At 38.6% G+C, this 26,746-nt stretch carries 18 protein-coding genes; 7 read left to right on the top strand and 11 right to left on the bottom strand.

Translation table 11 applies throughout. The features are described 5' to 3' along the window. Nucleotides 1–31 precede the first annotated feature (31 nt). Entirely contained in the window at nt 32–7,918 is a 7,887-nt protein-coding gene (locus H2677_RS16015; protein WP_228301670.1) for an ESPR-type extended signal peptide-containing protein, read from the bottom strand. A gap of 678 nt (nt 7,919–8,596) precedes the next feature. Here H2677_RS16015 and aspT point away from each other — a divergent pair. The 6 genes from aspT (at nt 8,597) to H2677_RS06300 (ending at nt 14,300) form a co-directional block, all read left to right on the top strand. Beyond that, nucleotides 8,597–10,282 carry an aspartate-alanine antiporter gene (gene aspT / locus H2677_RS06325; protein ID WP_212639401.1) on the top strand — a complete coding sequence of 562 codons (1,686 nt, stop codon included), beginning with the start codon at nt 8,597–8,599 and terminating at the stop codon, nt 10,280–10,282. 42 nt (nt 10,283–10,324) lie between these two features. Then, on the top strand, nt 10,325–11,926 hold the full coding sequence (locus H2677_RS06320) for a bifunctional aspartate transaminase/aspartate 4-decarboxylase (RefSeq protein WP_212639400.1): 1,602 nt from the start codon (nt 10,325–10,327) through the stop codon (nt 11,924–11,926). Between the two features lie 152 nt (nt 11,927–12,078). After that, complete coding sequence (locus H2677_RS06315; RefSeq protein ID WP_004953479.1) at nt 12,079–12,645, top strand: nuclear transport factor 2 family protein; 567 nt, start codon at nt 12,079–12,081, stop codon at nt 12,643–12,645. 36 nt (nt 12,646–12,681) lie between these two features. Next, entirely contained in the window at nt 12,682–13,050 is a 369-nt protein-coding gene (locus H2677_RS06310; RefSeq protein ID WP_005402805.1) for a roadblock/LC7 domain-containing protein, read from the top strand. A gap of 49 nt (nt 13,051–13,099) precedes the next feature. Then, nucleotides 13,100–13,597 (top strand): chalcone isomerase family protein, encoded by a 498-nt coding sequence (locus tag H2677_RS06305; RefSeq protein ID WP_212639399.1) that lies wholly within the window; start codon nt 13,100–13,102, stop codon nt 13,595–13,597. Nucleotides 13,598–13,610: 13 nt separating this feature from the next. Then, nucleotides 13,611–14,300, top strand: coding sequence for a response regulator transcription factor (locus H2677_RS06300; protein ID WP_004959303.1), 690 nt, complete (start codon nt 13,611–13,613; stop codon nt 14,298–14,300). A 2-nt stretch (nt 14,301–14,302) separates the two neighbouring features. On the opposite strand, the gene H2677_RS06295 is transcribed toward H2677_RS06300, so the two are convergent. The 10 genes from H2677_RS06295 to H2677_RS06250 all read right to left on the bottom strand — a co-directional run bounded on the left by H2677_RS06295 (nt 14,303) and on the right by H2677_RS06250 (nt 25,253). Then, a complete protein-coding gene (locus tag H2677_RS06295; protein ID WP_212639398.1) occupies nt 14,303–15,631 on the bottom strand; it encodes a sensor histidine kinase in 1,329 nt (442 codons plus the stop codon). Between the two features lie 28 nt (nt 15,632–15,659). Continuing rightward, nucleotides 15,660–16,709: an SAM-dependent methyltransferase gene (locus H2677_RS06290; RefSeq protein WP_004914975.1), complete on the bottom strand. Its 1,050-nt coding sequence runs from the start codon at nt 16,707–16,709 to the stop codon at nt 15,660–15,662. A 9-nt stretch (nt 16,710–16,718) separates the two neighbouring features. Then, nucleotides 16,719–17,498 carry a DUF1295 domain-containing protein gene (locus H2677_RS06285; protein ID WP_212639397.1) on the bottom strand — a complete coding sequence of 260 codons (780 nt, stop codon included), beginning with the start codon at nt 17,496–17,498 and terminating at the stop codon, nt 16,719–16,721. Nucleotides 17,499–17,531: 33 nt separating this feature from the next. Next, nucleotides 17,532–18,731, bottom strand: coding sequence for an SAM-dependent methyltransferase (locus tag H2677_RS06280; RefSeq protein ID WP_004914971.1), 1,200 nt, complete (start codon nt 18,729–18,731; stop codon nt 17,532–17,534). Then, nucleotides 18,706–19,521: a DUF1365 domain-containing protein gene (locus tag H2677_RS06275; RefSeq protein WP_099948461.1), complete on the bottom strand. Its 816-nt coding sequence runs from the start codon at nt 19,519–19,521 to the stop codon at nt 18,706–18,708. Before H2677_RS06275 ends, H2677_RS06280 begins: the two co-directional genes overlap by 26 nt. Nucleotides 19,522–19,536: 15 nt before the next feature. Next, nucleotides 19,537–20,811 (bottom strand): NAD(P)/FAD-dependent oxidoreductase, encoded by a 1,275-nt coding sequence (locus H2677_RS06270; RefSeq protein WP_212639396.1) that lies wholly within the window; start codon nt 20,809–20,811, stop codon nt 19,537–19,539. Further along, a complete protein-coding gene (locus H2677_RS06265; protein ID WP_039047249.1) occupies nt 20,811–21,797 on the bottom strand; it encodes an acyl-CoA desaturase in 987 nt (328 codons plus the stop codon). The genes H2677_RS06270 and H2677_RS06265 overlap by 1 nt, the downstream gene beginning before the upstream one ends. A 199-nt stretch (nt 21,798–21,996) precedes the next feature. Continuing rightward, nucleotides 21,997–22,794 (bottom strand): sulfite exporter TauE/SafE family protein, encoded by a 798-nt coding sequence (locus H2677_RS06260; RefSeq protein ID WP_099948459.1) that lies wholly within the window; start codon nt 22,792–22,794, stop codon nt 21,997–21,999. Nucleotides 22,795–22,899: 105 nt separating this feature from the next. Then, entirely contained in the window at nt 22,900–24,555 is a 1,656-nt protein-coding gene (locus H2677_RS06255; protein ID WP_212639395.1) for a bifunctional protein tyrosine phosphatase family protein/NAD(P)/FAD-dependent oxidoreductase, read from the bottom strand. Between the two features lie 14 nt (nt 24,556–24,569). Beyond that, on the bottom strand, nt 24,570–25,253 hold the full coding sequence (locus H2677_RS06250; RefSeq protein WP_112986136.1) for an MBL fold metallo-hydrolase: 684 nt from the start codon (nt 25,251–25,253) through the stop codon (nt 24,570–24,572). A gap of 194 nt (nt 25,254–25,447) precedes the next feature. Here H2677_RS06250 and H2677_RS06245 point away from each other — a divergent pair, with 194 nt between their 5' ends. Then, nucleotides 25,448–26,746 carry a sigma-54 interaction domain-containing protein gene (locus tag H2677_RS06245; RefSeq protein WP_212639394.1) on the top strand — a complete coding sequence of 433 codons (1,299 nt, stop codon included), beginning with the start codon at nt 25,448–25,450 and terminating at the stop codon, nt 26,744–26,746.

Below are 26,746 nucleotides of genomic sequence, written 5' to 3'. Positions count from 1 at the left end.
AGCACAGACACTCTCCTTTTTCTTTATTTTATTAATCAAGTACAGTACTGACACCGACTCGAACCAGAGCACCACCTTGACTACCAATTGCAGCACCACTTGTAAGTGACCAACGACCATTATCTGCTGTTTTTCTTAGTGTTACACCCACTGCATTTTGGCTATTGTAATAACCTGCTCCCACGGCTAAAGAGACTTTCCCTGGCACATACGGTGCTTGCTCAAGTGCAGCGTTTGCAGCAATACCTGCAGACATTTTTTCTTCTAGGCTATCAATACGATTATTAGTGTTATAAAACACTTGTTCGATTTTATTACCGAGATCAATATTTGCCTGATTTAGAGCACCTAATGCATCACCAACATTATTGTATGTACCATTATTTACGTTATATGTAGGTGCAGTGAACTTACCATTTTCATATTTAGCACCACCACCTAAAGACGATGTAATATATTGATTTGATGTATTAAGTTGAGAGCCATTCACCGCCTCTTTTGATAAGCTGTTTACAGCACCATCGGAAACATTGCTAATCACTTTATTTCCAGCATTAATGCCAGCTTTAGTAATTTGAACGTCACCGACCGTAACATTATCGGCTTTAATGTTTTGAGCAGTCACATTTTTGAAAGTAACATCATCCGTCGTAGCAACCGTATATTCTGTACCTCCAGTGCTGTTTGTACTTGCTACGACTTTCATATTTTGGCCAGCTTTCACTGTGGTATGCTGACCTGCTTTTTGATTGATCGACTTAATCGCATCATTAATATTGGTTTCTCCAGTGCCACCAATATTCACAATCGTACTTCCATCACCACCAACAAATGCACCATCACCCAACATGTTATGTAACTGGCTACCATTCACTGCGTCTTTGCTGTTCTGAGCAATACTACCTTCAGCAACATTGGTGATTTTCTTGCTACCCGCATCAATACCATCCTGTGTAACACTTGGACCATCTTTTATCGTCAATCCATTGTTATTCACTGTTGTATTGCCTGCTTGAAGGCTATCAACTTTTATATCTTTGGCGAGATCGACAGTGACATTATTACCAGTATTACTCACTTTGATATTTCCATCTTTATTCGCAAAATCAACAGTATCAGTTGGTTTGACTTGACTAGAGTTTTGACCATTAGTGGTTAAATTCCAACCTTTATTGGCATTTTGTGCGGTATCATTAATTGATTTGATCGCATCATGGATGGTACTTTCACCTGTATTACCAATATTATTATTAGTAAATTTACCTGTGTTCGGATCATAGGTCGTTGTACCACCGATGATATTCTTCACACCATCCCCAACAGCAAACAATTGACTACCATTGATAGCATCAGTTGAAGTCGAATTCACATCTCCTTTGGCAACGTTGATAATCTTGTTATTGCCTGCATTGATGCCTGTTTTACTGATACTTGGGCTGTTGGCAACCACATTACCGCTACCATCAACAAAACTCAGACCATCACTATTTATTAATGTGCCACCTGCATTGACACTATTCACCGCTAGATCTTTTGATAGCTCAATTGCGATTTTTCCTTGATCAACCTTGGTCGTGATATTGCTATCTGCACCCACTACTTCAACGGTTTCTCCAAGTTTCTTTTGTACCGCATTACCATCAGCTGCCGTTAAGCCAAAGCCACTGTCAATTAAACCCGTTTGGATTTGTTTGAGCTGTTCTTCTGTCGCTGCTCGTCCTTGGGTGGCAAAGTCTGCACTGTTGGTGTCTTTATTGGTTAAACCTTCAAGGGTGCCTTTGCTGGCATCTAATGTAATTGTATTGGCAGTGTTGTTAACTACCAGTTTGCCTGCTTGCAGTTGAGTTTGGGTGGTACCATCGTCAATATTGACACCCGTTTGACTCAGTACAGTTTTGTTTGAACCTGTACCCGCAGTCACGGTGTCTATATCCAAATCTCTGTTCAGACTGAAATCAATCGTGGTTGTTCCATTACCATCATTCACTGCTGTGGCTTTAAGGTTGCTTTCGCCTGTCGCTAAGCCTATATCAACCGTGTCTGTTGGTTTGACTTGTGTTGATGCTAAGTTGCTGTCTGATTTAACGTTCCAACCTTGATTTGCATTCTGTGCTACATCACTCACTGCTTTAAGTTGTTCTTCCGTTGCCGCTTGTTGGCTGTTATAGATTCCGTTTGGATCCCATGTGGTATTGCTCAAGCCATTAATTCGTCCTGTCATCCCATTAATCGTGACTGGATTACTGCCTGTTCCTGAACCAATCGTGACTTGGTTCGCCAAACTGATATCAACATTATTGCCTGTGTTGCTAATAACTAGATTACTGTCAGCATTGGAAATATCCACGGTGTCATCTGGAGCAACATTACTCTTGCTCGATAGGTCTTTATTGGTCGTGAGATTCCAACCTTTGTTTGCAGTTTGTTGTACTTCATAGAGTTGACTACCATTGATAGCATCGGTTGAAGTCGAATTCACATCCCCTTTGGCAACATTGGTAATCTTGTTATTGCCTGCGTTGATGCCTGTTTTACTGATACTTGGGCTGTTGGCAACTACATTGCCACTACCATCCACAAAACTCAGACCATCACTATTTATTAATGTGCCACCTGCATTGACGCTATTCACATTTAGATCTTTATTTAGACTGAAATCAATCGTGGTTGTTCCATTACCATCATTCACTGCTGTGGCTTTAAGATTGCTTTCGCCTGTCGCTAAGCCTATATCAACCGTGTCTGTTGGTTTGACTTGTGTTGATGCTAAGTTGCTGTCTGATTTAACGTTCCAACCTTGATTTGCATTCTGTGCTACATCACTCACTGCTTTAAGTTGTTCTTCCGTTGCCGCTTGTTGGCTGTTATAGATTCCGTTTGGATCCCATGTGGTATTGCTTAAGCCATTAATTCGTCCTGTCATCCCATTAATCGTGACTGGATTACTGCCTGTTCCTGAACCAATCGTGACTTGGTTCGCCAAACTGATATCAACATTATTGCCTGTGTTGCTAATAACTAGATTACTGTCAGCATTGGAAATATCCACGGTGTCATCTGGAGCAACATTACTCTTGCTCGATAGGTCTTTATTGGTCGTGAGATTCCAACCTTTGTTTGCAGTTTGTTGTACTTCATAGAGTTGACTACCATTGATGGCATCGGTTGAAGTCGAATTCACATCACCTTTGGCAACGTTGGTAATCTTGTTATTGCCTGCATTGATGCCTGTTTTACTAATACTTGGGCTGTTGGCAACCACATTGCCGCTACCATCAACAAAGCTTAAACCATCACTGTTTATTAATGTGCCACCTGCATTGACGCTATCCACATTTAGATCTTTATTTAGACTGAAATCAATCGTGGTTGTTCCATTACCATCATTCACTGCTGTGGCTTTAAGATTGCTTTCGCCTGTCGCTAAGCCTATATCAACCGTGTCTGTTGGTTTGACTTGTGTTGATGCTAAGTTGCTGTCTGATTTAACGTTCCAACCTTGATTTGCATTCTGTGCTACATCACTCACTGCTTTAAGTTGTTCTTCCGTTGCCGCTTGTTGGCTGTTATAGATTCCGTTTGGATCCCATGTGGTATTGCTTAAGCCATTAATTCGTCCTGTCATCCCATTAATCGTGACTGGATTACTGCCTGTTCCTGAACCAATCGTGACTTGGTTCGCCAAACTGATATCAACATTATTGCCTGTGTTGCTAATAACTAGATTACTGTCAGCATTGGAAATATCCACGGTGTCATCTGGAGCAACATTACTCTTGCTCGATAGGTCTTTATTGGTCGTGAGATTCCAACCTTTGTTTGCAGTTTGTTGTACTTCATAGAGTTGACTACCATTGATAGCATCGGTTGAAGTCGAATTCACATCCCCTTTGGCAACATTGGTAATCTTGTTATTGCCTGCGTTGATGCCTGTTTTACTGATACTTGGGCTGTTGGCAACTACATTACCGCTACCATCCACAAAACTCAGACCATCACTATTTATTAATGTGCCACCTGCATTGACGCTGTTTACTTTTACATCATTGGCTAATTTAACAGTAAGTTTGTCATTTCCATCCGCAACCACACCAATATTATTTTCGGAAAGTTTAGAGCCATCAGTTATTCCACCTACGATATTAAGTGTTTGTCCCAACTTACGGTCAACTTTGGTACCTGAATCAGCTTGAAAACTTAAAGGGGTATTTGCCAAATCTTCAATTGCTGAATTCGTTTGATACAACTGGCTACCATTGATTGCATCCGTACTTGTAGCACTTATTCGACCAGCTGCAACATTTACAACAGTACGCTCTTTGCCTGCACTGCCAATACTGACACTTGAGGAACTAGTTGGTGTTCCTGCAAAACTATAAGTCGTTCCATTTATAGTGGTACTTGTTGTTTGAACATAATCTGCAGATTGCGAACCGCTACCAATTGCAACAGCATCATTATGTGTTACTAAAGTGTTAGCCCCAATTGCGACACCGTTATTTGCAGTAGCTTGCGCATTTAAACCTTGTGCGATTGTATTTGAATTTAGTGCTCTAGCATTAAAACCTTGAGCGATCCCAGCCTCACCTGTTGTTAGGGCATTTGTACCTGTTGCAATTGCATTATTTGCAAGCGATTGAGCATTATTTCCTTGCGCAATTGCATTTTGATTCAAGGCCTTAGCAGATACACCTTGAGCCAAAGCATTTTCTCCATCAGCTTTCGCTTGTTTTCCTAGAGCGATTCCATTTTCACCAATCGTTTGGGCATCTAAACCTATCGCAATTGCATCTTTTGCTTCAACCTTTGTGTTTTTACCAATTGCTATTGTATTTTCTTCGGTTGCTCGTGCTGTATTACCCAATGCGATCGCACTTTGGATTTGTGCAAAGCTGTCAGTACCAATCGCAATCGTATTTGAATTTAGATTGTTATCTATCTCTTCTTTGGTTGGATTTGCTTTACCTGATATCGCATTATTCCCCATAGCAATTGCATTATTTGCATAAGTTGTTGCTTTAGTTCCTGTTGCGATCGAATTAGCGGAAGTTGCAGCCGCTTGAGTACCAAAAGCAAGTGCATTATTTGCAGATGAAGTGGCTTGAGTCCCCAAAGCATAAGCATCTGAAGCACTTGTTCTTGTACTCACACCCAAAGCTACAGAGCGATTTGAAATAGCTCGAGCATCATAACCTTGTGCAATACTTTCTTCACCTCTTGCAATGGTATTCGTACCTAAAGCAATCCCTTTACTGCCTGTAACTAAAGCAGATGTACCAACGGCCAAAGCATTATCTATTTTATCCAAACTTGTTTGCGGTTCTGATTTTGCACCCTTACCAATCACAATACTATTTTCACCACGGCTAATTGCTTGTTGACCAATCGCAACTCCCGAAGTGTCATAAGCAATTGTGCCTGTTGAACCTATGCTGGTTGTGTTGTCGCCTAATGCATAAACTTGGGAGCCTATAGCCGTACTGTTTTTATTCTGTGCAATTGCCTCTGGCCCAATCGCTACAGCATCAACACCTGAAGCCCCTTCATTATTTCTATTGCCGATCGCTTCTGATTTAACACTCACATATTTCACACGGCTTTCTTCGATTGATTTTTGCATTTGATCAAGATTGACTGCATCCGTACCAACTTGCCCAGGTGCTAAACCACTAATCACCGTATTTGGTCGAAGATTAACCTGTGTTGAAGTGGCATCTGTATATGTAACTGCATTATCTAGACTTGGTAAAACGCCACCACTGGTAATTGCACCCAAAGCCTCGACGACAGTGTCGTATTTGTACTCGACCCCATTGGTATCTTTTAGCGTAATTTGTGAATAATTTCCGTTGCCATCGACTGAGACATTGCCACCAATCAAATTTCCAACTTTGTCTTGAGCAATCTTTAATTGTCTAACATTCACAGCGTCATAATCATCAGCACCGTCATCAACATGCGCTACACGACGATTAAATGCAGCCATACCACCTGAACCATCAGAACCTACTGATACAACCCCTTGAGTACCAATTTGCGTCGAAGTTAAATAGCCTGATTGGGTTGCAGCCTTAGTTGTCGATGCGACAGAATTCCCACCTAATGCAATACTATTGTCTTTTGACCATGAATTAATCCCCACAGCGACACCATTGTCAGAGTTATTTTTTGTTCCTGATCCATCATCCACTCCTTCAACTTTAGAACCTGCACCAATAGCCACAGTCCCTTGATCCGATGCATTGGCTAAATAACCAAGTGCTACAGCGGCTTGACCAGTATATGTTCTACCCCCTACAGCGGTTGAGTGATCTGCACTTCCGCCATTTTGATTGGATAGATAGCCAATACTTACATTTTCCTCACCTTTAGAACTTTGTCCTGCTTGTGAACCAATCGCAATATTGTAGTTTCCAGACGTTCCATTAGATGCCTGTAATCCAATACCAATATTTTCGTTTCCTTTAATATTTTGACCTGCGCTGGTTCCGATCGCGATATGATTTTGATTACTATTGCCTAGATTATTGCTGGTTCCAGCACCTGCATTTGCACCAATCGAAACTGAACTGGTGCTATTAGCTTGGGCACCGACACCTAAAGCAGTTCCATTGCCAGCACCCGCATTTGCACCACTTCCCAGAGCAGTGGCTGAACCTGCAGAAGCCCGTGCTGATTGCCCAATTGCTGTTGAGTTCGTACCTGTTGCCTCTGATCCAGCTCCAAATGCACTTGCGTTTTCAGCGCTAGAGAGTGAATTAGCCCCTACCGCGATTGCCTTACTGGTATTTATGCCAGTCACTTTTGCAGCATCACCAAGCGCGATAGAACTCGTAACTTCTTTTGTATCGACTGTGGCAGCTTGTCCTATAACCGTATTTTTATTACCTAAAGCTTTGCTGTCTTTACCGATTGCTATAGATTCAACGCCATCCGTAGGTGTAGTGATACCATCATCAACAGTACCCACTACAGCATTGTTACCTATTGCAATCGAATCTTGTGCAGCAATGTTGGTTACTGCTTTAGGTCCAACGGCAATAGAATCAGTACCATCAGCGACAGAATCATCAAGCGTTGAAGTTGCATGAAAATACTTTGCGCGATCAATACCCGCGTTCAATAAGTCTTGTTGGACTTGATAGAGTTGATCACCAGTTACAACTTCCTTTGATCCCACACTTAAATTTGCATTTTTAGCAACGGTAATCTGACCATTATCAATCACCACACCATCTACCGTCGCCTTATCAAACTCAACTTCTGGTTGAGTAGAGACAGTAATATTCGTGCCACTTCTTGTTATTGAAATATTTTTACCATTAATAAATTGAACAGTATCTGTCGATTTTATCGCTGATTTAGTATCACCATTGGTTTGCAAACTCCAAGTTTGATTAGATAAATCATTTACAGAAGTTTGAACATTCACAATATCACCTGCATTTTTAGACACAGATGTGTTGAGCGTATTGATCTGAGAGGTGTGATTTGAAACGGTAGAATTTATAGTTGAAATGTCATTCGTATTTTGAGCAACTTTATTATCTACTGTCGTTAATTGACCAAATGTAGCAGCATCACTACTGTCGACCCCATCGGATAAACCCGTAATTTTATTATTCGCACCATCAATAATGATGCTACCTACATTAACTTGATTAAATGTAACAGTATCTGAAGTCGAAATCGTATGCTTTATATTGAGTGGATCAGTACTATCAGTAGTGACTTGTATATTATTTCCCTCAATTAATTCATCAGCATATAAAAAAGTATTACCAACTGTTGCATGAATAATAAGAGATCCAATGACTATTTTTAACCGTTTTGATTTAGTTCTTGATTTAGCGAGTTCCGAAACAGCCACCCATATACCAAGTGAAGCATTCCAAACCAATTTATAAACTTTATTCATTGTTGTTACACCTTATCGATTTATGTATGTTTTTGTTAAAATATTAAGTTTCGATAAACTATAATCAAAAACTTATTGAAGAATGCGTAATAAAATTGAATAATTTCGATGTATTTTTGTTTTTTTATTTACAATTAGTCACAATAATAGACCAAAAGGTAAAACCCTATGAAAATATTTAAATTAAATCCTCCACCCAAGACACTGATTAAATCCGTTTAAAACCCTAAAAAATAATACTTTATAAAGATATTAGTCATCGATTAATGATGCTAATTTTTATTATTTAAAAAATAATTCAAGATATAAAACCAAGTAAATAACTAGGATTTTCTAATTTTCATTAGCAGCTTTACCCACCCATAAAATTAAAATACACATGTATTTATTTAAATAAATTTCACTATTAATCATCATCAAACTACACACAAAAACAAAATGTAATTTTATGTAAGATTCAGTAAATAAATATTAATAAAATATAATCATCTATAGTTCCCGAGCATATTAAAAACCAATAAAGCAATGAAATTAAAAATATTTTTTATCAATCATTAAAATTTATAAAAAAAATTCAAGTTTGCATGAAATACTTCAGAACTGTATTTTAAAAAAACTTGAAAAATAAATAAATTTCAAAGCTAAAGATAGATCGAATAATAAAAGTGAGATCGAAAAATGATTGAATGGTTACAAGGCGAGTTAAAACACAGCCCTGAAATACTCTTATTTTTATCATTGGCGATTGGTTTCTGGATTGGACAACTTCAATTCGGTAAATTTCAATTCGGTGGTGTAGCAGGTTCATTACTCGTTGCAGTTGGATTAAGTCTTCTAGGCGTTCCTGTAGACAATGGCGTAAAGGCCATATTATTTGCGTTATTTATATATGCAGTTGGTTTTGAAAGTGGTCCTCAGTTTTTTAAATCCTTAGGTCCTCAATCTATCAAAGAGATTTTGCTGGCCGTATTTATGGCAGTTTGCGGTCTTATCACTGTGCTGATTATGGCAAAACTCTTTAATCTAGACAAAGGCTTAGCGGCTGGATTAGCAGCTGGCGGTATGACGCAATCTGCAATTATTGGAACCGCTGGTGATGCCATTTCACGATTGGATTTACCTCTTGCAGAGATACAAAAACTGCAAGCTAATGTCGCGATTGGATATGCCGTAACTTATATTTTTGGTTCATTAGGCGCCATCATTATATGTGTGAATCTCCTACCGAAATTCATGGGTAGAGAAATTCATGATGATGCCTTAAAAGCACAGTCTGAACGCTTGAAAGGTGCATTTGAACTTGCTCCTGGGCAAGAGTTGGCTATGCCAGAAATTGTTGGGCGTATTTATAAAGTTAAACAAGCAAGTGGGTTATCCATTGCTGAGTTAGAAAGTGTTCAACCAAGTATCACGCTAGAACGACTTAAGCGCAAAGACCAACTAATAGATGTATCACCTGAATTGGTACTACAGACTGACGATATTATTTTAGTTGTTGGTCGACGCGCGAGTATTGTTTCTATCGCTGATCAAATCGGTACAGAATTACAAAGCTCTCAAGGCATGGAAATGGTAATGGATACATCAGATGTCATTCTGAGAAACTCCAAATATATCAATAGAACCCTTGGCGACATTAAATCCAACACTCCCGAATATTTGAAACATGGCATCTATGTCCTTTCTATAAAGCGTAATAACGAGACTCAAGTATTAAGCGATGAAACTATTTTAAAACAAGGTGATGTGATTACTGTCTATGGTACTAGAAGCGATTTAGATCGTTTAGTGAAAGAAGCAGGTAAAGCATTACCAGAAAGTTTAAAAACAGACTGGATTTTTCATGGTGCAGGTTTGGTTGTTGGTCTACTGATTGGTTTATTCGTTATTCGTATTGGTGATGTTCCCTTAACTCTTGGAGCTGGTGGTGGTGCTTTACTTTCAGGTCTGCTATTTGGTTGGCTACGCAGCCGTAACCAAGTGCATGGCAATATGCCTTTGGCCGCCTCTCAACTGCTCAAAGATTTAGGTTTGGCTGGGTTCGTTGCAGCTGTAGGTTTACAGTCTGGTTTACAAGCCATTCAAACGATTAAAGAAAGCGGTTTATCTCTATTCATGATCGGTGTCGTGGTGACTATCGTTCCTTTGATAATGTCGATGTTATTTGCACGCTATGTATTACGTTACGACAATGTTGCAGTCATGGCAGGAGCTTTATCAGGCTCGCGTAGTGCCAATCCTGCTTTCGGTGGTGTACTCGATAAAGCAGGAAATTCTATTCCTACGGTTCCATTTGCCATTACCTATGCTCTGGCAAATGTTTTTCTAACCCTGCTCGGCCCACTGATTGTTGGTTTAGCTTAAAAAATAATTTTACTTACTTCACTATAATTAAGGAGACTTCCCATGGGGAACGTTGATTATACAAAATACTCAAAACTCAGTCCTTTTGAACTTAAAGATAATTTGATTGAACTAGCACAAAGTAGAACTGATCGTTTGATGCTGAACGCAGGTCGTGGCAACCCTAACTTTTTAGCTACCTTGCCACGTCGAGCATTTTTCCAATTAGGTTTATTTTCTACTACTGAATCAGAATTTTCATTTTCATATATGCCAGAAGGTCTAGGTGGGTTCCCCCGTCCTGTCGGATTGCAATCTCGATTTGATCATTTTGTTATGGAAAATCGAGATAAACCTGGTGTTGTATTCTTAGGTAAAGCGGTCTCTTACGTCCGTGATCAACTTGGCTTAGATCCAGATGCATTTTTACTTGAAATGGTAGAAGGGATTTTAGGTTGCAACTACCCTGTTCCAGATCGAATGCTTCGTATCAGTGAAACTATTATCAAAGAATATATTTTGCGTGAAATGGGTGTTCAAGGAATGCCTAAAGATAATGTTGATCTGTTTGCCGTTGAAGGCGGTACAGCAGCAATGGCCTATATATTTAACTCATTAAAAGAAAATAAAATCATCTCAAATGGAGATCATATAGCCATCGGTTCGCCAATTTTTACACCTTATCTTGAAATTCCAAAACTCAATGATTATCAGCTTGAAGAAGTATTAATCGAGGCAGATGCAAATCTTGGATGGCAGTATCCTGAATCCGAGTTAAGAAAACTTGAAGACCCATCAATCAAAGCATTTTTCTTGGTTAATCCGAGCAACCCCCCTTCAGTCAAAATGAGTGATGAAGGATTAGCGATACTCGCAGATATTGTAAAAAAACGTCCTGATTTAATTATTTTAACTGATGATGTATATGGAACTTTTGCAGATAATTTCAAATCTCTCTTTGCAATTTGTCCAGACAACACGATTTTAGTTTATTCATTCTCTAAATACTTTGGTGCAACTGGCTGGCGACTAGGGGTTATTGCCTTAAGCGACAATAATATTTTGGATAAGAAACTCGCTGCTTTATCTAAGAAAGATAAAAAAGAATTGGAGGAGCGCTATTCGTCATTAACCACAGACCCAACCAGTATTAAATTTATTGATCGCTTAGTTGCAGACAGCCGCAATGTCGCCCTGAATCACACCGCAGGGTTATCGACCCCTCAACAAGTTCAGATGGTTTTATTTGCTTTATTTAACATGATGGACTCTCGTCAAAGCTATAAAAAAGCAGTGAAATCTGTCGTAAGAGAACGTGATGCTGCGCTTTATCGTCAGTTAGGTGTGGAAGTCCCTCAAGATCCAAATGCAGTGGACTATTACACTTTAGTTAATTTAGAAAACACATCTAGAACATTATATGGTGATGAATTTGCCGACTGGATCATGAAAAACAAAAATCCAACTGAACTGTTATTTAGAGTGGCAGACGAAACTGGTGTTGTGCTCCTCCCTGGTTCTGGATTTGGGGTGCAACATCCATCTGCGCGAGCATCATTGGCAAATTTAAATGAATATCAATATGCTGCAATTGGTGAATCATTACGACGTTTTGCTGAAGAGGCTTATCAAGAGTTTCTAAAAACCAAGAAAAGTAAGAAATAATATTATTAAATTCCAAATCAATCGCTTAAGAGCCACTATATAGTGGCTCTTTTGTTATGTTTCATCGCTATAAAAGCATGGTTTTTCAAGTTCACGTCATATTCACACCTTCACGTCTAACATCAAAATACGGATGTAATTGGATGATAAATATGACACTCTTAAAAACTCTAGCAATATCAACACTTACCTTGATTTCGCTCGTCGGATGTAAAAGCGTGCCAAGTTATACATCTGATTATCGTGAAGCAGATAAAAATATTACAGGTGTGACTCTTGATCAAGAAAAAGCACAAATGATTGGTAATCGTTTTGTGAATGCCTTTAATACTTTAGGTACACCAGATTTTGTTAAAAATGCCAGTGAATTATATGCAGATCGTCTATTTATCAATGACACACTTTCTCAATTTTCAAATAAACAAGACCTAATCAAACACTTTGAAGGCATGAATAAACGTGTGAGTAATGTCACGGTTAAACTTGTGAGCGCTACACATCAACGTGACTCTGCTTATATTCATTGGTATATGGCATATGACTTTAAAATGTTTGGTCGAACCAAATCTATGGCTTCATACGGTGTCACTCAGATGAAAATAAATGGTTCGAATCAAATCATTTTCCAACAAGACTATTGGGACCCAGCAAATGGTTTGTATCGCTCATTACCATATGTCGGAAGTGGTTATTCTATGATCTTACCGTTCAAAAAATAGTTTAAAATTCAGCCCCCTTTAAGCAGAAAATAAATTATGGAAATCAATTTATTATCAAAACAATTAAAACGGATTAAGGGTTTAATTGTTCTAGCGCTGATCGATGCCTATGATGGTTCGATTCTCGAATACTTTGGTGATGAATTTTTCAATATTGATTTAGCTGCTGCTGAAGGGGCTAATTTACTCAGCTATCAACGACAACTGATGGCTGAGCTTGATTCAAATGATTACTTAGAAGGAGTTTTGGTCACAATGCGCGATCAATATCATATCGTGACGCCATTGGAAACCAATCATACGCTTTTCCTCTATGCTGTTTTAGATCGTACCAACACAAATCTTGCTTTCGCACGGTATGAGATACAGCAAGTTGAACGAAACCTTAATTTCTATACCTATTAAGCTCGGTCTATATAAGGCTAGATCTACATTTGAAAACTGAGGATTTGTTATGTTTTACCACAGAAAAATCATAGTGCTCTCAAGTGTACTATTTCTCTCTCTCACAACAAATCTTAGTCATGCAAGCACTCAATTTTGTAAAAACGCCCCGATTATCGTGACTAAAAAGAATGTTGGTACAGTCAGTTATTATGCTAGTGACTGTGGTCAAAAATGGGATAGTCAAGATATACAGCTCGACTTCATGTACACACGTGATATTCCAGAATGGGCTTTTAAAAGAGCAGCCACCCATTTCCTCAAGAAAAATGTCAGCAATTTTACGGATAATTCTGCGTTAAATAAAATTACATCTTTATATAAGCCTGTCCGTAAAGGTGATCTTTACTCATTAAAATATAGTCATTCCAATCAAACACTTTCGCTGTCTTTAAATCAAAAACCACTTGGAAAAATTACGGATACTGAAGCCAATCAGTATTTTAAAATTTGGTTTGGAAGCCAGCCATTTAATGCTAAATTAAAGCAACAATTACTAAATCAATAACTTGACTATTATTATGAGCAATCAATTTATTCTGATGGTTGAAGATCACTATGAACTTGCAGCGACAGTGTGTGAGTTTCTAGAAGAGCATGGCTTTGTGATCGATCATGCACGCAACCTCGATGCGGCACGAAATTTTCTAAAGAACCAACCCTACCATTTGCTACTTTTAGATATCAACCTTCCCGATGGTTCAGGCTACGACTTATGTGAATGGCTTAGAAATGATCAAGGTAAAGATATTCCTATCTTGATGTTAACAGCGAGAGATACCTTAGATGACAAATTAAAAGGTTTTACTGCTGGAACAGATGACTATTTAGTTAAACCTTTTGATTTTAATGAATTAGTGATGCGTATTCGTGCGTTAATTAAACGATCTCTTGGAGAGGTTTCTTCTAGTAAAATTCAAATCCATGATCTTATTTTAGATAGCTCTACCCAAACAGTTACCCGTGCAGGTCAACATATTGAGTTGCCAAGAATTCAGTTTAAATTACTCAAAATTTTGATGCGCAATTCACCTAAAGTGATCACTAAACAAGAAATTATCATCGAACTATGGGGAGATGAAGAACCTGAAAGTGATGCCTTACGCAGCCATATCTATAACTTACGCAAAATGGTCGACAAACCATTTGACCAAAAGTTAATTCATACCGTCTCAGGTGTTGGCTTAAAAGTCGCTTTTGAAGATTATTAAACTCAATTCATATACACCACAACGATTAAACCCGTTGTGTTTTCCAGTTTAAGATATTTGCGTGTGCTCAAATAATATTGTCGATCAAATAGCTCAACACGCCAACCTAATTGATTACAGAGTTTTTGTACCAACTGTAATCCGATACCATGCCCTTTTGCCTTAAGTTGCAGTTGAGTCGTATTTAATTCTTGAACTTTGGAATCATTCGGCATCGTGATTCCAATCCCATTATCCGCAATCACAATACTATTTTTACGTTGAATAATATGAATGTTTGAGCCTTGGGAATAATTCAGTGCATTACGCAAGATATTGCTCAGAACCATTTTAGTCATCGATGGGTAAATCATACGAGGAAATTCTTGAGGATCGTATTGAACCAGAATCTCCATTCCTTTGCTTTGACTCACTGGATCTAAGTCACTTACCAAATCACGAATGATCGTTGATAGAGTCATTTGTTCAGCGGTTAGCGTGTTCGTGGTGTTTCGAGCAATAGCCAATAGCGTATCAACCAACAATTGCATATCTTCGATAGTATTCGAAATTCGATTTAGTGATTTATCTTCACCATATTTCGCCTGACAAAGTTGCACGTTGCCTTTCAAAATCGTTAGCGGAGTACGCAATTCATGGCTCACATCACCCGTAAACTCTCTTTCTCGATAAATAAATTCAGTTAAAACTTGATGATATTTTTCCAGCGCTTGTTTTAGGTATTCCGCTTCTAAATTGCCATTGGTACTAATGCCTTGAAACGGCGATGCTTCTTTATTTTGATGCGCCCAATCAATATGTTCTAAAGCATTAGCTAATCGGGTTATCGGTGAAAAATAGCGTTTAGCACGGCGATTAGACCACCATAAAATACTATAAAGCACAATAAGGCTAAACATTAACGGTGCGAGTCCGAACATCCATACAATTTTATTAACGTTACTTTCGCCAAAAACCAATAAAACGTGCTGACCATTTCGCTCTCCGTAAACAGTCATACGTTCTTTTCCATCCACAAAGATGCGGTGTACACCTTGTTCTAAACGTTGTCCTTTAAAAGCAGCGGGCGGCATTGCTGTGTTCCAACGATAGCCGTACAAATTCTTTGTGTCAGGTAAATCTGCATTTGGATTACGATCGACTCGAAGCCAATAATGTTCCATCTCTTGCTCGAGTGCAGTTTTAAGTAAAGAACCCTTAATTACCCATGCACTACACACAATACCAATAATGATTGAAAGTGCGATCAGCCCTATTTGCAACCAATAATGACGATTAAACATCTTGCTCAATGGATGTGTATTCACGCCATGATTTTTCGGTTTTAACATAAGCTGATCTGCAATAAACAATAGTTAATTATACGACTTTCTTATTGAACAGGAAGTGACCAATCACCCACTCTTGTCCTTGTTCAAATCCAAATAACTCGGCACAAGCCATAAAGAATATACGCCAACGTTGCCACCATGCATCTGCATCTTGTGCGTAGACTTGCTCAAACAAAGGTCTTAACTCATCGGCATGACGATCCATATTTTCTAGCCAAGCATTAGATGTTTTTTCATAATGTGTGCCTGACCACTGCCAATGCTGCGCAAGCTCTAAATGATCTTGGAAATGTAAGAATGTAGACGTTGATGGCATCAGACCACCCGTAAAAAAGTAACGTGACATCCAGTCATATTCACTTTTGATTTCAAAAGGATAGTGTAAGAAGCGATGACAGAAAATATGACACCACAACTTACCATCTTCTTTAAGCCAAGACTGAATTTTCTCAAAGAGTTTCTGATAGTTTCTAACGTGTTCAAACATTTCAACCGAAACTACACGATCGAACGTATTGGTCTTTAATTCAAGCACATTGACATCGCAAGTGATGATTTGAATATTATTCAAATTACGTTTTTCAGCTTCAGCTAAAATATGCTGGCGTTGAGTTGCAGAATTTGAAACACCTGTGATCTTCGCATTTGGATAACGCTCAGCCATCCATAGGGTAAATGATCCCCAACCACAGCCCAATTCTAAAATCTCTTGACCATCCTGCAACTGTGCACGATCACTATATATTTGCAGTGCAAATTCTTCGGCTTCATCTAGTGTGGTGTGCTCATGTGGAAAGAAACAGGCACTATATTTCAAACGTTTGCCTAAGACAGCCTGAAAGAAAGCAGTCGGCAACTCATAATGTTGCTCATTGGCTTTGTCTGTTTCAATCGCAATCTCACTGTGCTTCAACATATTGAGCACGTCCATATAACGCTGTGCACCTTGCTCAGGATCATAGCGCCCTTCTTGAATCAAACGCTTTTTACTCAATGCACGGATTGCTGCACGAATTGCCTGATCTGGAACTAAACCGCTTTCAACGAGTTTTAAAGATTTTTGAATAATAAAGTCCATGTGCAGTACCTACTGTTTGGGTTTCCACGGAATAAACATTGAAGTTCGTTTTTGATAATTGAGATAATTTTGACCTCGATTTTTTAATGCTTGTTGCTCACTGAATGGAATACCCGTGATGTAATACAAGAATAACCACATCAAAATTGGATAGATCCACAAGCTTAATAATCCTGCAGCTACTCCTATGATGGGATAAGCAAACCAATGCAGCCATTCAAAGAAGTAGTTTGGATGCCTTGAATACTTCCACAGACCTTGATCCATTGTTTTGCCATGATTTTTAGGATTTTGCTTGAAACGATATAATTGTTGATCTGCAACCGTCTCACCGACGAATGCAACAAACATAATTAGACCTGCAATAATCAGATAATCATTGGTATCCATGCTCCAAGACATGCTTGTCACATTGAGCAAGCTCCACATCGGAATGCTAAATAAAATGGCTAATCCAGCCTGAAACATGAAAAATAGAAAGAAACCAAAATGTTGATATTTGCCCATTGCTCTACGCATGTTGGCATATCGACGATCTTCTTCATGCTCAGCTAAATAACGACGGAATAGATGCAAAGTTAGACGCAAGAACCATATTGAACTGAATACGCCGAGAAACAATCTGACATTTAACGGAGCGATCTCAACAAACAATGCTGTAATGGCAATATTGAGAACAATACAGAAACTCCATGCGACATCTACGATACCTGCACGATGGTTTACTGTTGCCCACAACCAACAAAACGTCATCACAAGGGCATCAAGTAAAAACAATTGCCATATCATAACTGCCTCCTTGATGCTTAAAATAATGAGAAATTAATAAGGACTTGCTTCAAATAAAAGGTGTACATCGCTGATCACCCCTTCTTTAAAGCCACCTTCGCAATAGCAAAGATAGAAATCCCACATCCGAATAAAGTTTTCATCAAATCCCAAAGCCAAAACTTGTTCTTTGGCATTTAAGAAACGCTCACGCCATTGATGAATCGTCTCAGCATAGCTCAAACCAATATCTTCAAGATGTTTTAAGCGTAACTGTTGTTCAGATGCCGCTTGTGTTAAAACGCTGATACAAGGGATAAAGCTCCCTGGGAAAATATAGCGTTTAATGTAATCCACGGTATTCAAGGCTTTTTTATAGCGCGCATCTTCAATCGTAATAGCTTGAATCAATCCCAACCCGTTCGGTTTTAATAAGGATCGGCATTTATTAAAGTAGGTCGATAAATATTGCTCACCTACTGCTTCAATCATTTCAATCGAAACCAGCTTATCGAATTTGCCTTCTAACAATCGGTAGTCTTTGAGCTGAACATTGACACGATGACTGAGACCAGCATCGGCAATACGTTTGGTTGCTTCATCGTATTGTGCTTGAGAAATGGTGATCGTAGTCACTTTACAGCCATAATGCTGAGCAGCGTAGATCGCAAATCCGCCCCAACCACTACCGATCTCAACCAAGTGATCCATCGGTTTGAGTTGTAATTTCTGACAAATCAGCTCTTTTTTATAATCAGAAGCTTCTTCTAGAGTCATATCTTTGTGCTTATATACTGCACTGGAATACATCATTGAAGAATCGAGAAAGAGTTTGAAAAAGTCATTGCTCAGGTCGTAATGTTCTGCAATATTTTTTCGACTTCCTGACAATGAATTTTTACGTGTTTTGTACCAAGCTTTTAATACAAGTTGGCTGGCTTGAGAAATCACATTCTGATTAATCTTATCAAGCACATGACGGTTTCTCGCCAAAATTTGAATGACTTCAACGAGGTGTTCACTGCTCCAATAGCCGCGAATATAACCTTCAGCCGCACCAAGTACACCGTTTTTAAAAATCAGATCGATCAATTCTTTATTATGAATATCTATCGTAGCTTCTAAATCTGAAAGCTCTCCCACGGTACCATTCCATTCTCCACGAAAATGAATTTGACCATGACGAAGTTTGAGCAAGCTCCGAAGAACCAAAGGCAGTGAATCGTGTTCACCGAAAATAAGCGTTTTCATCATGTTGTTTTAAATCCTTATCTTTTTTAGGGTGCCGATAAAATGGAACTTTCTTTCGCCACAGATGAAAAGCTTGAAGGTAGATCGAAGCTAACATCTTGAAAGGTTCAAAGATATGATGAATAGCATAACGATTCAGTTGTGAAGGAACTGTGATGCTGGTTAAAGTGAAACGCATCGTTGCATCAAAGATAAATTTATCTGATTGATAAAGCTGCATATGAATCACATTTTGTTCATCTGAAAAGTTAAAGCACCATTTATAGTGAATATCCATCGGCATAAATGGAGACACATGAAAACTCTTTTCAAATTCGAACTCATAACTTTTGAAATGACTGTGCTCTTTTAATTTTTGACGGCAGTCATGCACATAAACTTTACGTTCATTCCAAGGGGTATTGGTGATTTCACTCAATATGAAAACTGGTTGTTTTTGAGGATTGAGTACAAAATAAAAGATGACTGAATTAAAACTAAATCCTAAAGTTCTTGGCAATGCGAGCACACGAATTTCTGATTGAGTCGATAAAATCGTGTCCACTTGCTGCAAAAGGATTTTCTTAATTCGTTCTCTGATCGAACCTGTATAGCCTTTTAGAAAATCATTTTCATAAAGATTTAAGATATTCCAACGCGAAGTTGAACAAAGCCATGAACGATCTAGGTTTTGATCGATACGATCTGGATCAAAACATAAATAGCTCAAACTAGACTGAAAATCGTGTGCTTTGGGATGAAAGCGCCGATGTCTAATCTGAGCTTTGGCTATGGAAAGTGAATCTTCAAACATGTGATCACCTCCAAATTAGTCTTTAATTCTTAATAGCTTATCTACTACACGCTGAGCACTTCTCGCCCCATCTTCATGAAAGCCCCAACCCCAATATGCTCCACAGAATGAACTGCGGTTTTGACCATTGATCAGTTCCCAACGCGCTTGTGACTCAATTGCTTTTTTATCAAAAACAGGATGTCGATAATGACGTTCGACATAAATCTTATCTTTCGCGATCGGCATATTCGGATTCAATGTAGAAAATACCTGCGTTTTACAAGGTAGATTCTGCAAGCTGTTCATCCAATAGGTAAATCCATAGTGTGCTTGATGAGCTTTGCTATTTTTTTCAGGTTTTTCTTGAGCAGTGACATGCACATGCCAACTCGCCCATTGAGATTGACGCTTCGGCATAATCGAAGTATCGCGATGTACCACCATAAAGTTATCTTGATAATCAAAACAACCTAATACATCTCGCTCATCTGCCGAAGGATTTTGAATAAGCTTTAACGTATCATCAGCATGACTCGCAAACACAACCCAATCAAAAGTTTCTTGTTCTTGATTCGTGACAATATGAACTAAATCATTTTCACGAATCACTTGTTGAACTTGCGCTTTCTTCCAAATAATCGATGGGCAAGCTTTTTGAATCGCTCGTATATAAGAAGCTGAACCACCTTTTACTGTCTGCCATTGTGGTCGATCAGCCAACTGCAACATACGATGATGTTGAAAGAAACTCACCACAAATTTGTAGGGTATCTTCCCAACTTGATCAACTGGACTTGACCATAGTGCGCCACACATTGGATAGAGATGTTCTTCTCTAAAAACCTGAGAGTAGTCATTTCGATTTAGATAATCTTCAATACTTAACTCAGCATCACATTGATCCACGACAACATCTTTATTCTCCTGATAAAACCTGATCAAATCAGACAGCATCAATCGAAAGTTCTTATTTAAAAAATTTTGCGGGCGAGTCAATAATGACCATTTTTTAGATGGATTGTACTGTAGACCAGTGACCTGATTATTCACAGAAAAACTCATATCACTATTCTGTGCTTGGACACCAAGTTCAGCAATCATTGCACTGAATAAAGGATAGTTATAGTCATTAAATACAATAAAGCCACTATCTACTGCAACATTCTGTTCATCAATCCAAAGATCGTGGGTGTCAGTATGCCCTCCGAAATAATTCTCTTTTTCAAAGATCGTGACTTGATGCTGCTGTGATAATTTCCATGCGGCATACATGCCTGAAATACCTGAACCTACAATTGCAATCTTCATCAAGACTTCTCACTTTGAATTTTATTCGCGTTCATTTTTAAATTTTGTATTTGAGTTTTGTGCGCATCATAAACGCGCTCAGGTACTGGTTTGATCGCCCAAATGAGACCTAAAAAAGACATCATTTTTAAAATGTAATAAGTAATATCGATTTGCCACCAGAAAAAACCTTGTCGAGTGCTACCTGCATAATAGTGATGATTATTATGCCAACCCTCGCCCAATGTAATAATCGAAAGGAATAAGTTATTTCGACTATTGTCATTAGTCTCAAAATCTCGGCTTCCATACAAGTGAGCAAGCGAGTTAATACATAAAGTTGCGTGAATCAACAAAACTGTTGAAACCACAAAACCCCAAACCAGCAATTGCAAACCTGATGTACCTAGAATTGGATAAGCAACCGCTAACCACTCACCCAAACCATAGATTGATAAAGCCGTCAGTAACACAACGGGTAAACTAAATCGGTCTAACCAAACTAATTCTGGAAATTTGATCCAATCTTTGATGACTTCCTTTCGCGTTGTGAAATTCTGTTCATTTAGGAACCAGCCGATATGGCTATACCAAAAACCATGCTCTGATGAATGTGGATCATGCTCTGTATCGGTAAAACGATGATGATAGCGATGATGAGCAGCCCACCATAAAGGACCACGTTGTGCACTCATCGTTCCAATCAAGACAAATATAAATTGCACAGGACGAGAAGTCTGAAATGTTTTATGTGACAAATAACGATGAAAGAATGCCGTGATCGCAAACATACGAATAAAATAAAAAAACAGCATAAACGCGACTGCAAACCAAGATACACCGACCCAGAAAACGGCTAAACATGCGATATGCAAAAAAATAAATGGAAGGATTCGCAACCATTGAATTTTAGTATCTTTATATGTTTTAAACGTATCAGACTCATTTGTCTCAGAAGTTTGTGTAGTTGACCAACTGTCTATCCATCGCAGAAAAAATTTAAACATTGATTCTTCCTGACCCATTTCTCTTATAATTTTGATTTTATAAAATTTGGTATGAAATTTATGTGAAGATGAATTATATAAAAAATATTAGCAAAATGAGCATGTAAAATGATTTAAAAACAAAAATTTATTTATACTCATTAGCCTATTCCTAAAAATAGGCTAGTCATAGAATTTCATTTTTTAAATATGACACTTTCTATAAAAATAGTACAGAAAGACTTGTCCAAATTAGGTAAACAGCGACACCGATTACAACAGTTGCAAATATCTTTTGCACTGTTTTTAGATCAATCAAATTAATGAGTCGTCGTCCGACCAACATCCCTAAAATGCAAGCAACCACAAAACTGATCGTTACTGAAGCTGGATATTGGAAGCCATCGAGTACGTGGATAGAAATGCTAACACCGCCAATCAGAAAAATAATCATTAACGACGTTGCAACTATACTACGCATATCGAGATCCGTTGCTTTACGCAGCGCTGGAACAATGACAAATCCACCACCGACACCAAGCAATCCAGTCAACAAACCTGCAACCACACCAATAAGACCCAATACACTGGCTGTTTTCACATTCCAAATAAGTTTTCCAGTAGACTGATTAACCTTACATGGTGGATCTTCAAAATCATGAACTTTATTGAAGAAAATTCGATAGGCAACAACCATCATCACTAAACTAAAAGCTAGGCTTAACCATGTGGGAGAGATGATGTTAGATAAATGCACGCCATATCTAGCCGATGGAATACTAATCAAAGCAATCCATATTGCAGCTTTATAGCGTACGATTTTTTTCAATAAGCCTTGTACACTCCCTACAAACGCAGAAAGTGTAATTGCAAGCAGTCCGACAGGTGCAGCTTGTGAGACAGTCCATCCTTGACTCGCCATCAGTGCGGGAACGGCTAAAATTCCTCCTCCCGCACCTGTTAATCCAAGCAAGCATCCGATTGCTAGACCTTCCAAGACTAATAACCACATATCCATAAAGGACCTCATGAAAAATGAGATACACTTTTTCAAGTGTGAAAAAACCTAACCCAGCTCTAAATTTAGAGCTAAGCTAATGATTTATTGGATCTAATGAATAAATTAAAGTTTAGGTTTTACCAGCCACTCATGCCCTTTTAACATGCCATCCCAATACATCGGGGGTAGGATTTGTTCTTTTAATAGCCATGCCATACGTGAAGGTTTTTGACCATCCAAGAACCACTTTGGAAAACTCGGTAGCAGTTTCCCACCATAGCCAAATTCTGCAAGAACGATCTTGCCTCGCTCAACAGTCAAAGGACATGAACCATAACCATCGTACTGAGCAAATTGATCACTACCTTTTAAGTACTGCAAAACATTCACTGCAACAATTGGCGCTTGTTTACGTGCTGCAGCAGCAGTTTTCGCATTCGGAGCATTCATGACATCTCCAAGTGCAAAAATGTAAGGATATTTACTGTGCTGCAAAGTATTTTGATCAACGCTCACCCAACCTGCTGCATCAACTAAATTACTTGCACGAATAAAATCAGGTGCTTGTTGCGGTGGAACGACATGAATCATGTCAAAATCAGTTTCTAACAGTGATGTACTTTCATCTTGATTGACCTTGAACCATGCACGTTTGTTTGCACCATCAACTTTTACCAGCTGATGGTTGAAGTGCAGATTGGCGTTATAGCGTTTCACATATTCCATCAATGCTGGCACATAAGCTTCAACACCAAATAACACCGCACCCGTATTGAAGAAATCAACTTGGATATCTTTCAATACGCCTTGTTTTTGCCAATAATCGGCAGATAGATACATCGCTTTTTGTGGCGCACCAGCACATTTGATCGGCATAGGTGGTTGAGTGAAAATCGCCTTACCACGTTTCATTTGACTGACTAACTGCCATGTATACGGCGCTAGATCATAACGATAATTCGAGGTCACACCATTTTTGCCCAATGTTTCAACTAAACCGTCAATACCGTGCCAGTTGAGCTTCAAACCTGGGCAAACCACCAATACTTCATAGTTGATCGGCTTACAGCCCTCTAACAACACCTGTTTATTGTCTGGATCAAAGGCCGCCACAGCAGCTTTTATCCACTGTACTTGCTTGGGTATCAAACTCGCCATGGTTCGAACTGTTTTTTCAGGTGCAAAAATTCCACCACCGACCATCGTCCAACCGGGTTGATAATAATGAATTTCGGCTGGATCAATCACAGCAATATCTAGATTTGGCTCTCGTGAAAGTAAGCTTGAAGCAACTGAAATCCCAGCAGCTCCACCACCTACGATCACCACCGAAAATTTAGGCACGTTATTTAATTGTGTCGGGTGTTGATTGAGGATTCTTGGAACTAAACCTTGTAAGTCATAACCCAGAGTTTTAGACACCAATAGCATTTGATCCAGACTTAATCCTGAAACCTGAGATAATCCCCAAAGCGTGATTGAACGTGTACCTGTTCGGCAAAACGCCAAGATTGGCTTTTGAGCTGCTTGATAAACTGATTTAAACTCTTCAGCCTGCTCATCAGTTACACGGCCACTCACCACAGGTAAATACTCAACTTGAATCCCGTGAGTAGATGCTACTTCTTGTATTTCAATGATATTGGGTTGATCAGCACCCTCACCATCAGGACGATTACAAATAATTGTTTTGATACCTTTATTTGCAAGTTCAGCCACATCTGGTTGAGAAATTTGATCTGCAACATAAAATTCTTGATTCACTTGTTTTAATTGCATGCCACTCTCTCCTATTACTGACCGCAGGCTTTATTCGCAGGTAAAGCAATATCAATTTTCTTTGGATAAGGAAGATTGAGGTTTTCCATCAAAATAATGAAGTCTTGCTTACTTTTGCCTTCTCCCAATCGAGAGTTATGTAGTCGCTCTTGTCCAACCGTAGAGGACAAACGCCCCTTATAGTCATGACCTGGATATACAATAGTTTCATCAGCTAAAGTGAATATCTGTTGATGAATACTGTCATACAAAGTTGCCGCATCACCTTCTTGGAAATCAGTACGCCCGCACCCATCTATAAGCAATGCGTCACCCGTAAATACCATGCCGTCCACTACATAACTGGTACATGCGTTTGTATGTCCAGGCGTATAGCGAGCTTCAATTAAAATCTCCCCTACGCGAATTGCACTGCGGTCAGATATAAAAATGTCACCACATGCAACTTCGGAGTTGCGATGTAACACTGTTTTACATCCAAAGCGTTCACGTAACAGATTTGCTGCCGTTACATGATCTGCATGCACATGCGTATCAAGGCTATAAACCAGCTTCAAATTATTTTGTTCAAGCATGTCCGCATAACGCTCAATTTCCGATGCAACAGGATCAATCAGTACCGCTTCACGTGTCTGTTCAGATGCGATGAGATAGGTATATGTTGAACTTTCATTTTCAAAAAACTGATGAAATATCATGTGGATCAATCTCGATGTACTTATTTATATATTCTTAAATTGCAAACAAGATGCCAACTCTATGCACAAATTATTATATTCAAATAAAACAATATATTATTACATATTATTTAATGATTTCTTAAATTCATGTTTCACCATCAGTTCATTTTATGTTTCAATTAAACATTCAAAGAAACAACACCTGAAACAATATGAATCAATCCATTGATTTTATAAAACAAGTAGATTTGGAAAACTTCTTAGGATATTTACAACAACTCATTACAGACTGCGCCCTGTTTATTGTTGATCAATCAAACTCAGCTATAATTTATGAGTTCAAATCAACACGTTTTAATCCCTCTATTGCTCAACTGACTAAACAAAAAATACTAAACAATCTATTAGAAACTGGGAAAATTCATCTGCAATCTGCCACAGCTTCAATTGAGCTTTTATGTCACCAACACAATATCCAAGTTTCAGATCAGGATTTCTCTGGAAAGTTGTACTTAGTTCAACCATTGCAACAGGCTGAAACATCAAAAAAAGAAAATAGTGGTCAGAGTTTGTCTGAAACATTTCATAGCCAATCTCCTGAAATGCAACGTATGTTTTCAATTATTGAACGTGTGGCGATTACAGAATTTCCAGTCTTAGTTCGTGGAGAGTCTGGAAGTGGGAAAGAACTAGTTGCACAAGCCATTCATGACCATAGTCAGCGAAAAAACAAAGTTTTTATCGCAATCAACTGCGCAGCTTTAAATGCAAACATCTTAGAAAGTGAATTGTTTGGGCATGTCAAAGGTGCTTTCACAGGTGCGATTCGTGAACATAAAGGAGTTTTCGAGCGAGCTGCTGGCGGAACACTATTTTTAGATGAAATTGCTGAAATCCCACTAGAGTTGCAAGCCAAACTTTTGCGTGTACTTGAAACAGGTGAATTCACGCCTTTGGGTGGTGAAAAATCAATTAAAGCCAATGTACGAATCATCACCGCGACCCACCGAGCTTTGCGCGAAGAAGCGAAACAAGGACGTTTCCGTCAGGATTTATTATATCGCCTAAGAGTTATCCCTATTTTTATTCCACCTTTACGTGATCGTAAAGAGGATATTCCGTTGATCGCTGAATTTATTTTGAGTCAGCAGCAATCTGTATTTCACACACAACCGCATCTATCCGACGAAGCATTAAAAACCTTAATTGCTTATGATTGGCCAGGAAATGTCCGTGAGCTTAAAAACACCCTTTTATATGCATTGACTATGGCAAATGAAAAATCAGAAATTGAAGTTGCTGATCTACCAGATGAAATCATAGATACTCATTTGCATTCATCACAATCACATAATCAGGTATCAGAGAAGCCTGTTTATCCAGAAAAAATCAATAAAAATAAAATTAGAGATGTTTTAATTAAGCATCAAAATGACCTGAATCTTGCTGCAAAAGAACTCAATATGAGTCGAACAACTTTATGGCGATATAGAAAAAAATTTAATCTCTAA

Source organism: Acinetobacter junii (assembly GCF_018336855.1).
In the GTDB taxonomy this organism is placed as follows: domain Bacteria; phylum Pseudomonadota; class Gammaproteobacteria; order Pseudomonadales; family Moraxellaceae; genus Acinetobacter; species Acinetobacter junii.
The sequence above is the reverse complement of the archived record's forward strand: the minus strand, read 5'-3'. Positions and strand labels throughout refer to the sequence as shown.

Coding starts and splice junctions, on each gene's coding strand:
- H2677_RS06285 (WP_212639397.1), bottom strand. CDS start 17,498: ATGATATGGCAATTGTTTTTACTTGATGCCCTTGTGATGACGTTTTGT.
- H2677_RS06265 (WP_039047249.1), bottom strand. CDS start 21,797: ATGTTTAAATTTTTTCTGCGATGGATAGACAGTTGGTCAACTACACAA.
- H2677_RS06320 (WP_212639400.1), top strand. CDS start 10,325: ATGGGGAACGTTGATTATACAAAATACTCAAAACTCAGTCCTTTTGAA.
- H2677_RS06280 (WP_004914971.1), bottom strand. CDS start 18,731: ATGATGAAAACGCTTATTTTCGGTGAACACGATTCACTGCCTTTGGTT.
- H2677_RS06250 (WP_112986136.1), bottom strand. CDS start 25,253: ATGATATTTCATCAGTTTTTTGAAAATGAAAGTTCAACATATACCTAT.
- H2677_RS06300 (WP_004959303.1), top strand. CDS start 13,611: ATGAGCAATCAATTTATTCTGATGGTTGAAGATCACTATGAACTTGCA.
- H2677_RS06305 (WP_212639399.1), top strand. CDS start 13,100: ATGTTTTACCACAGAAAAATCATAGTGCTCTCAAGTGTACTATTTCTC.
- H2677_RS06295 (WP_212639398.1), bottom strand. CDS start 15,631: ATGTTAAAACCGAAAAATCATGGCGTGAATACACATCCATTGAGCAAG.
- H2677_RS06310 (WP_005402805.1), top strand. CDS start 12,682: ATGGAAATCAATTTATTATCAAAACAATTAAAACGGATTAAGGGTTTA.
- H2677_RS06275 (WP_099948461.1), bottom strand. CDS start 19,521: ATGTTTGAAGATTCACTTTCCATAGCCAAAGCTCAGATTAGACATCGG.
- H2677_RS06245 (WP_212639394.1), top strand. CDS start 25,448: ATGAATCAATCCATTGATTTTATAAAACAAGTAGATTTGGAAAACTTC.
- H2677_RS06290 (WP_004914975.1), bottom strand. CDS start 16,709: ATGGACTTTATTATTCAAAAATCTTTAAAACTCGTTGAAAGCGGTTTA.
- H2677_RS06255 (WP_212639395.1), bottom strand. CDS start 24,555: ATGCAATTAAAACAAGTGAATCAAGAATTTTATGTTGCAGATCAAATT.
- H2677_RS06260 (WP_099948459.1), bottom strand. CDS start 22,794: ATGGATATGTGGTTATTAGTCTTGGAAGGTCTAGCAATCGGATGCTTG.
- H2677_RS06270 (WP_212639396.1), bottom strand. CDS start 20,811: ATGAAGATTGCAATTGTAGGTTCAGGTATTTCAGGCATGTATGCCGCA.
- H2677_RS16015 (WP_228301670.1), bottom strand. CDS start 7,918: ATGAATAAAGTTTATAAATTGGTTTGGAATGCTTCACTTGGTATATGG.
- H2677_RS06315 (WP_004953479.1), top strand. CDS start 12,079: ATGACACTCTTAAAAACTCTAGCAATATCAACACTTACCTTGATTTCG.
- aspT (WP_212639401.1), top strand. CDS start 8,597: ATGATTGAATGGTTACAAGGCGAGTTAAAACACAGCCCTGAAATACTC.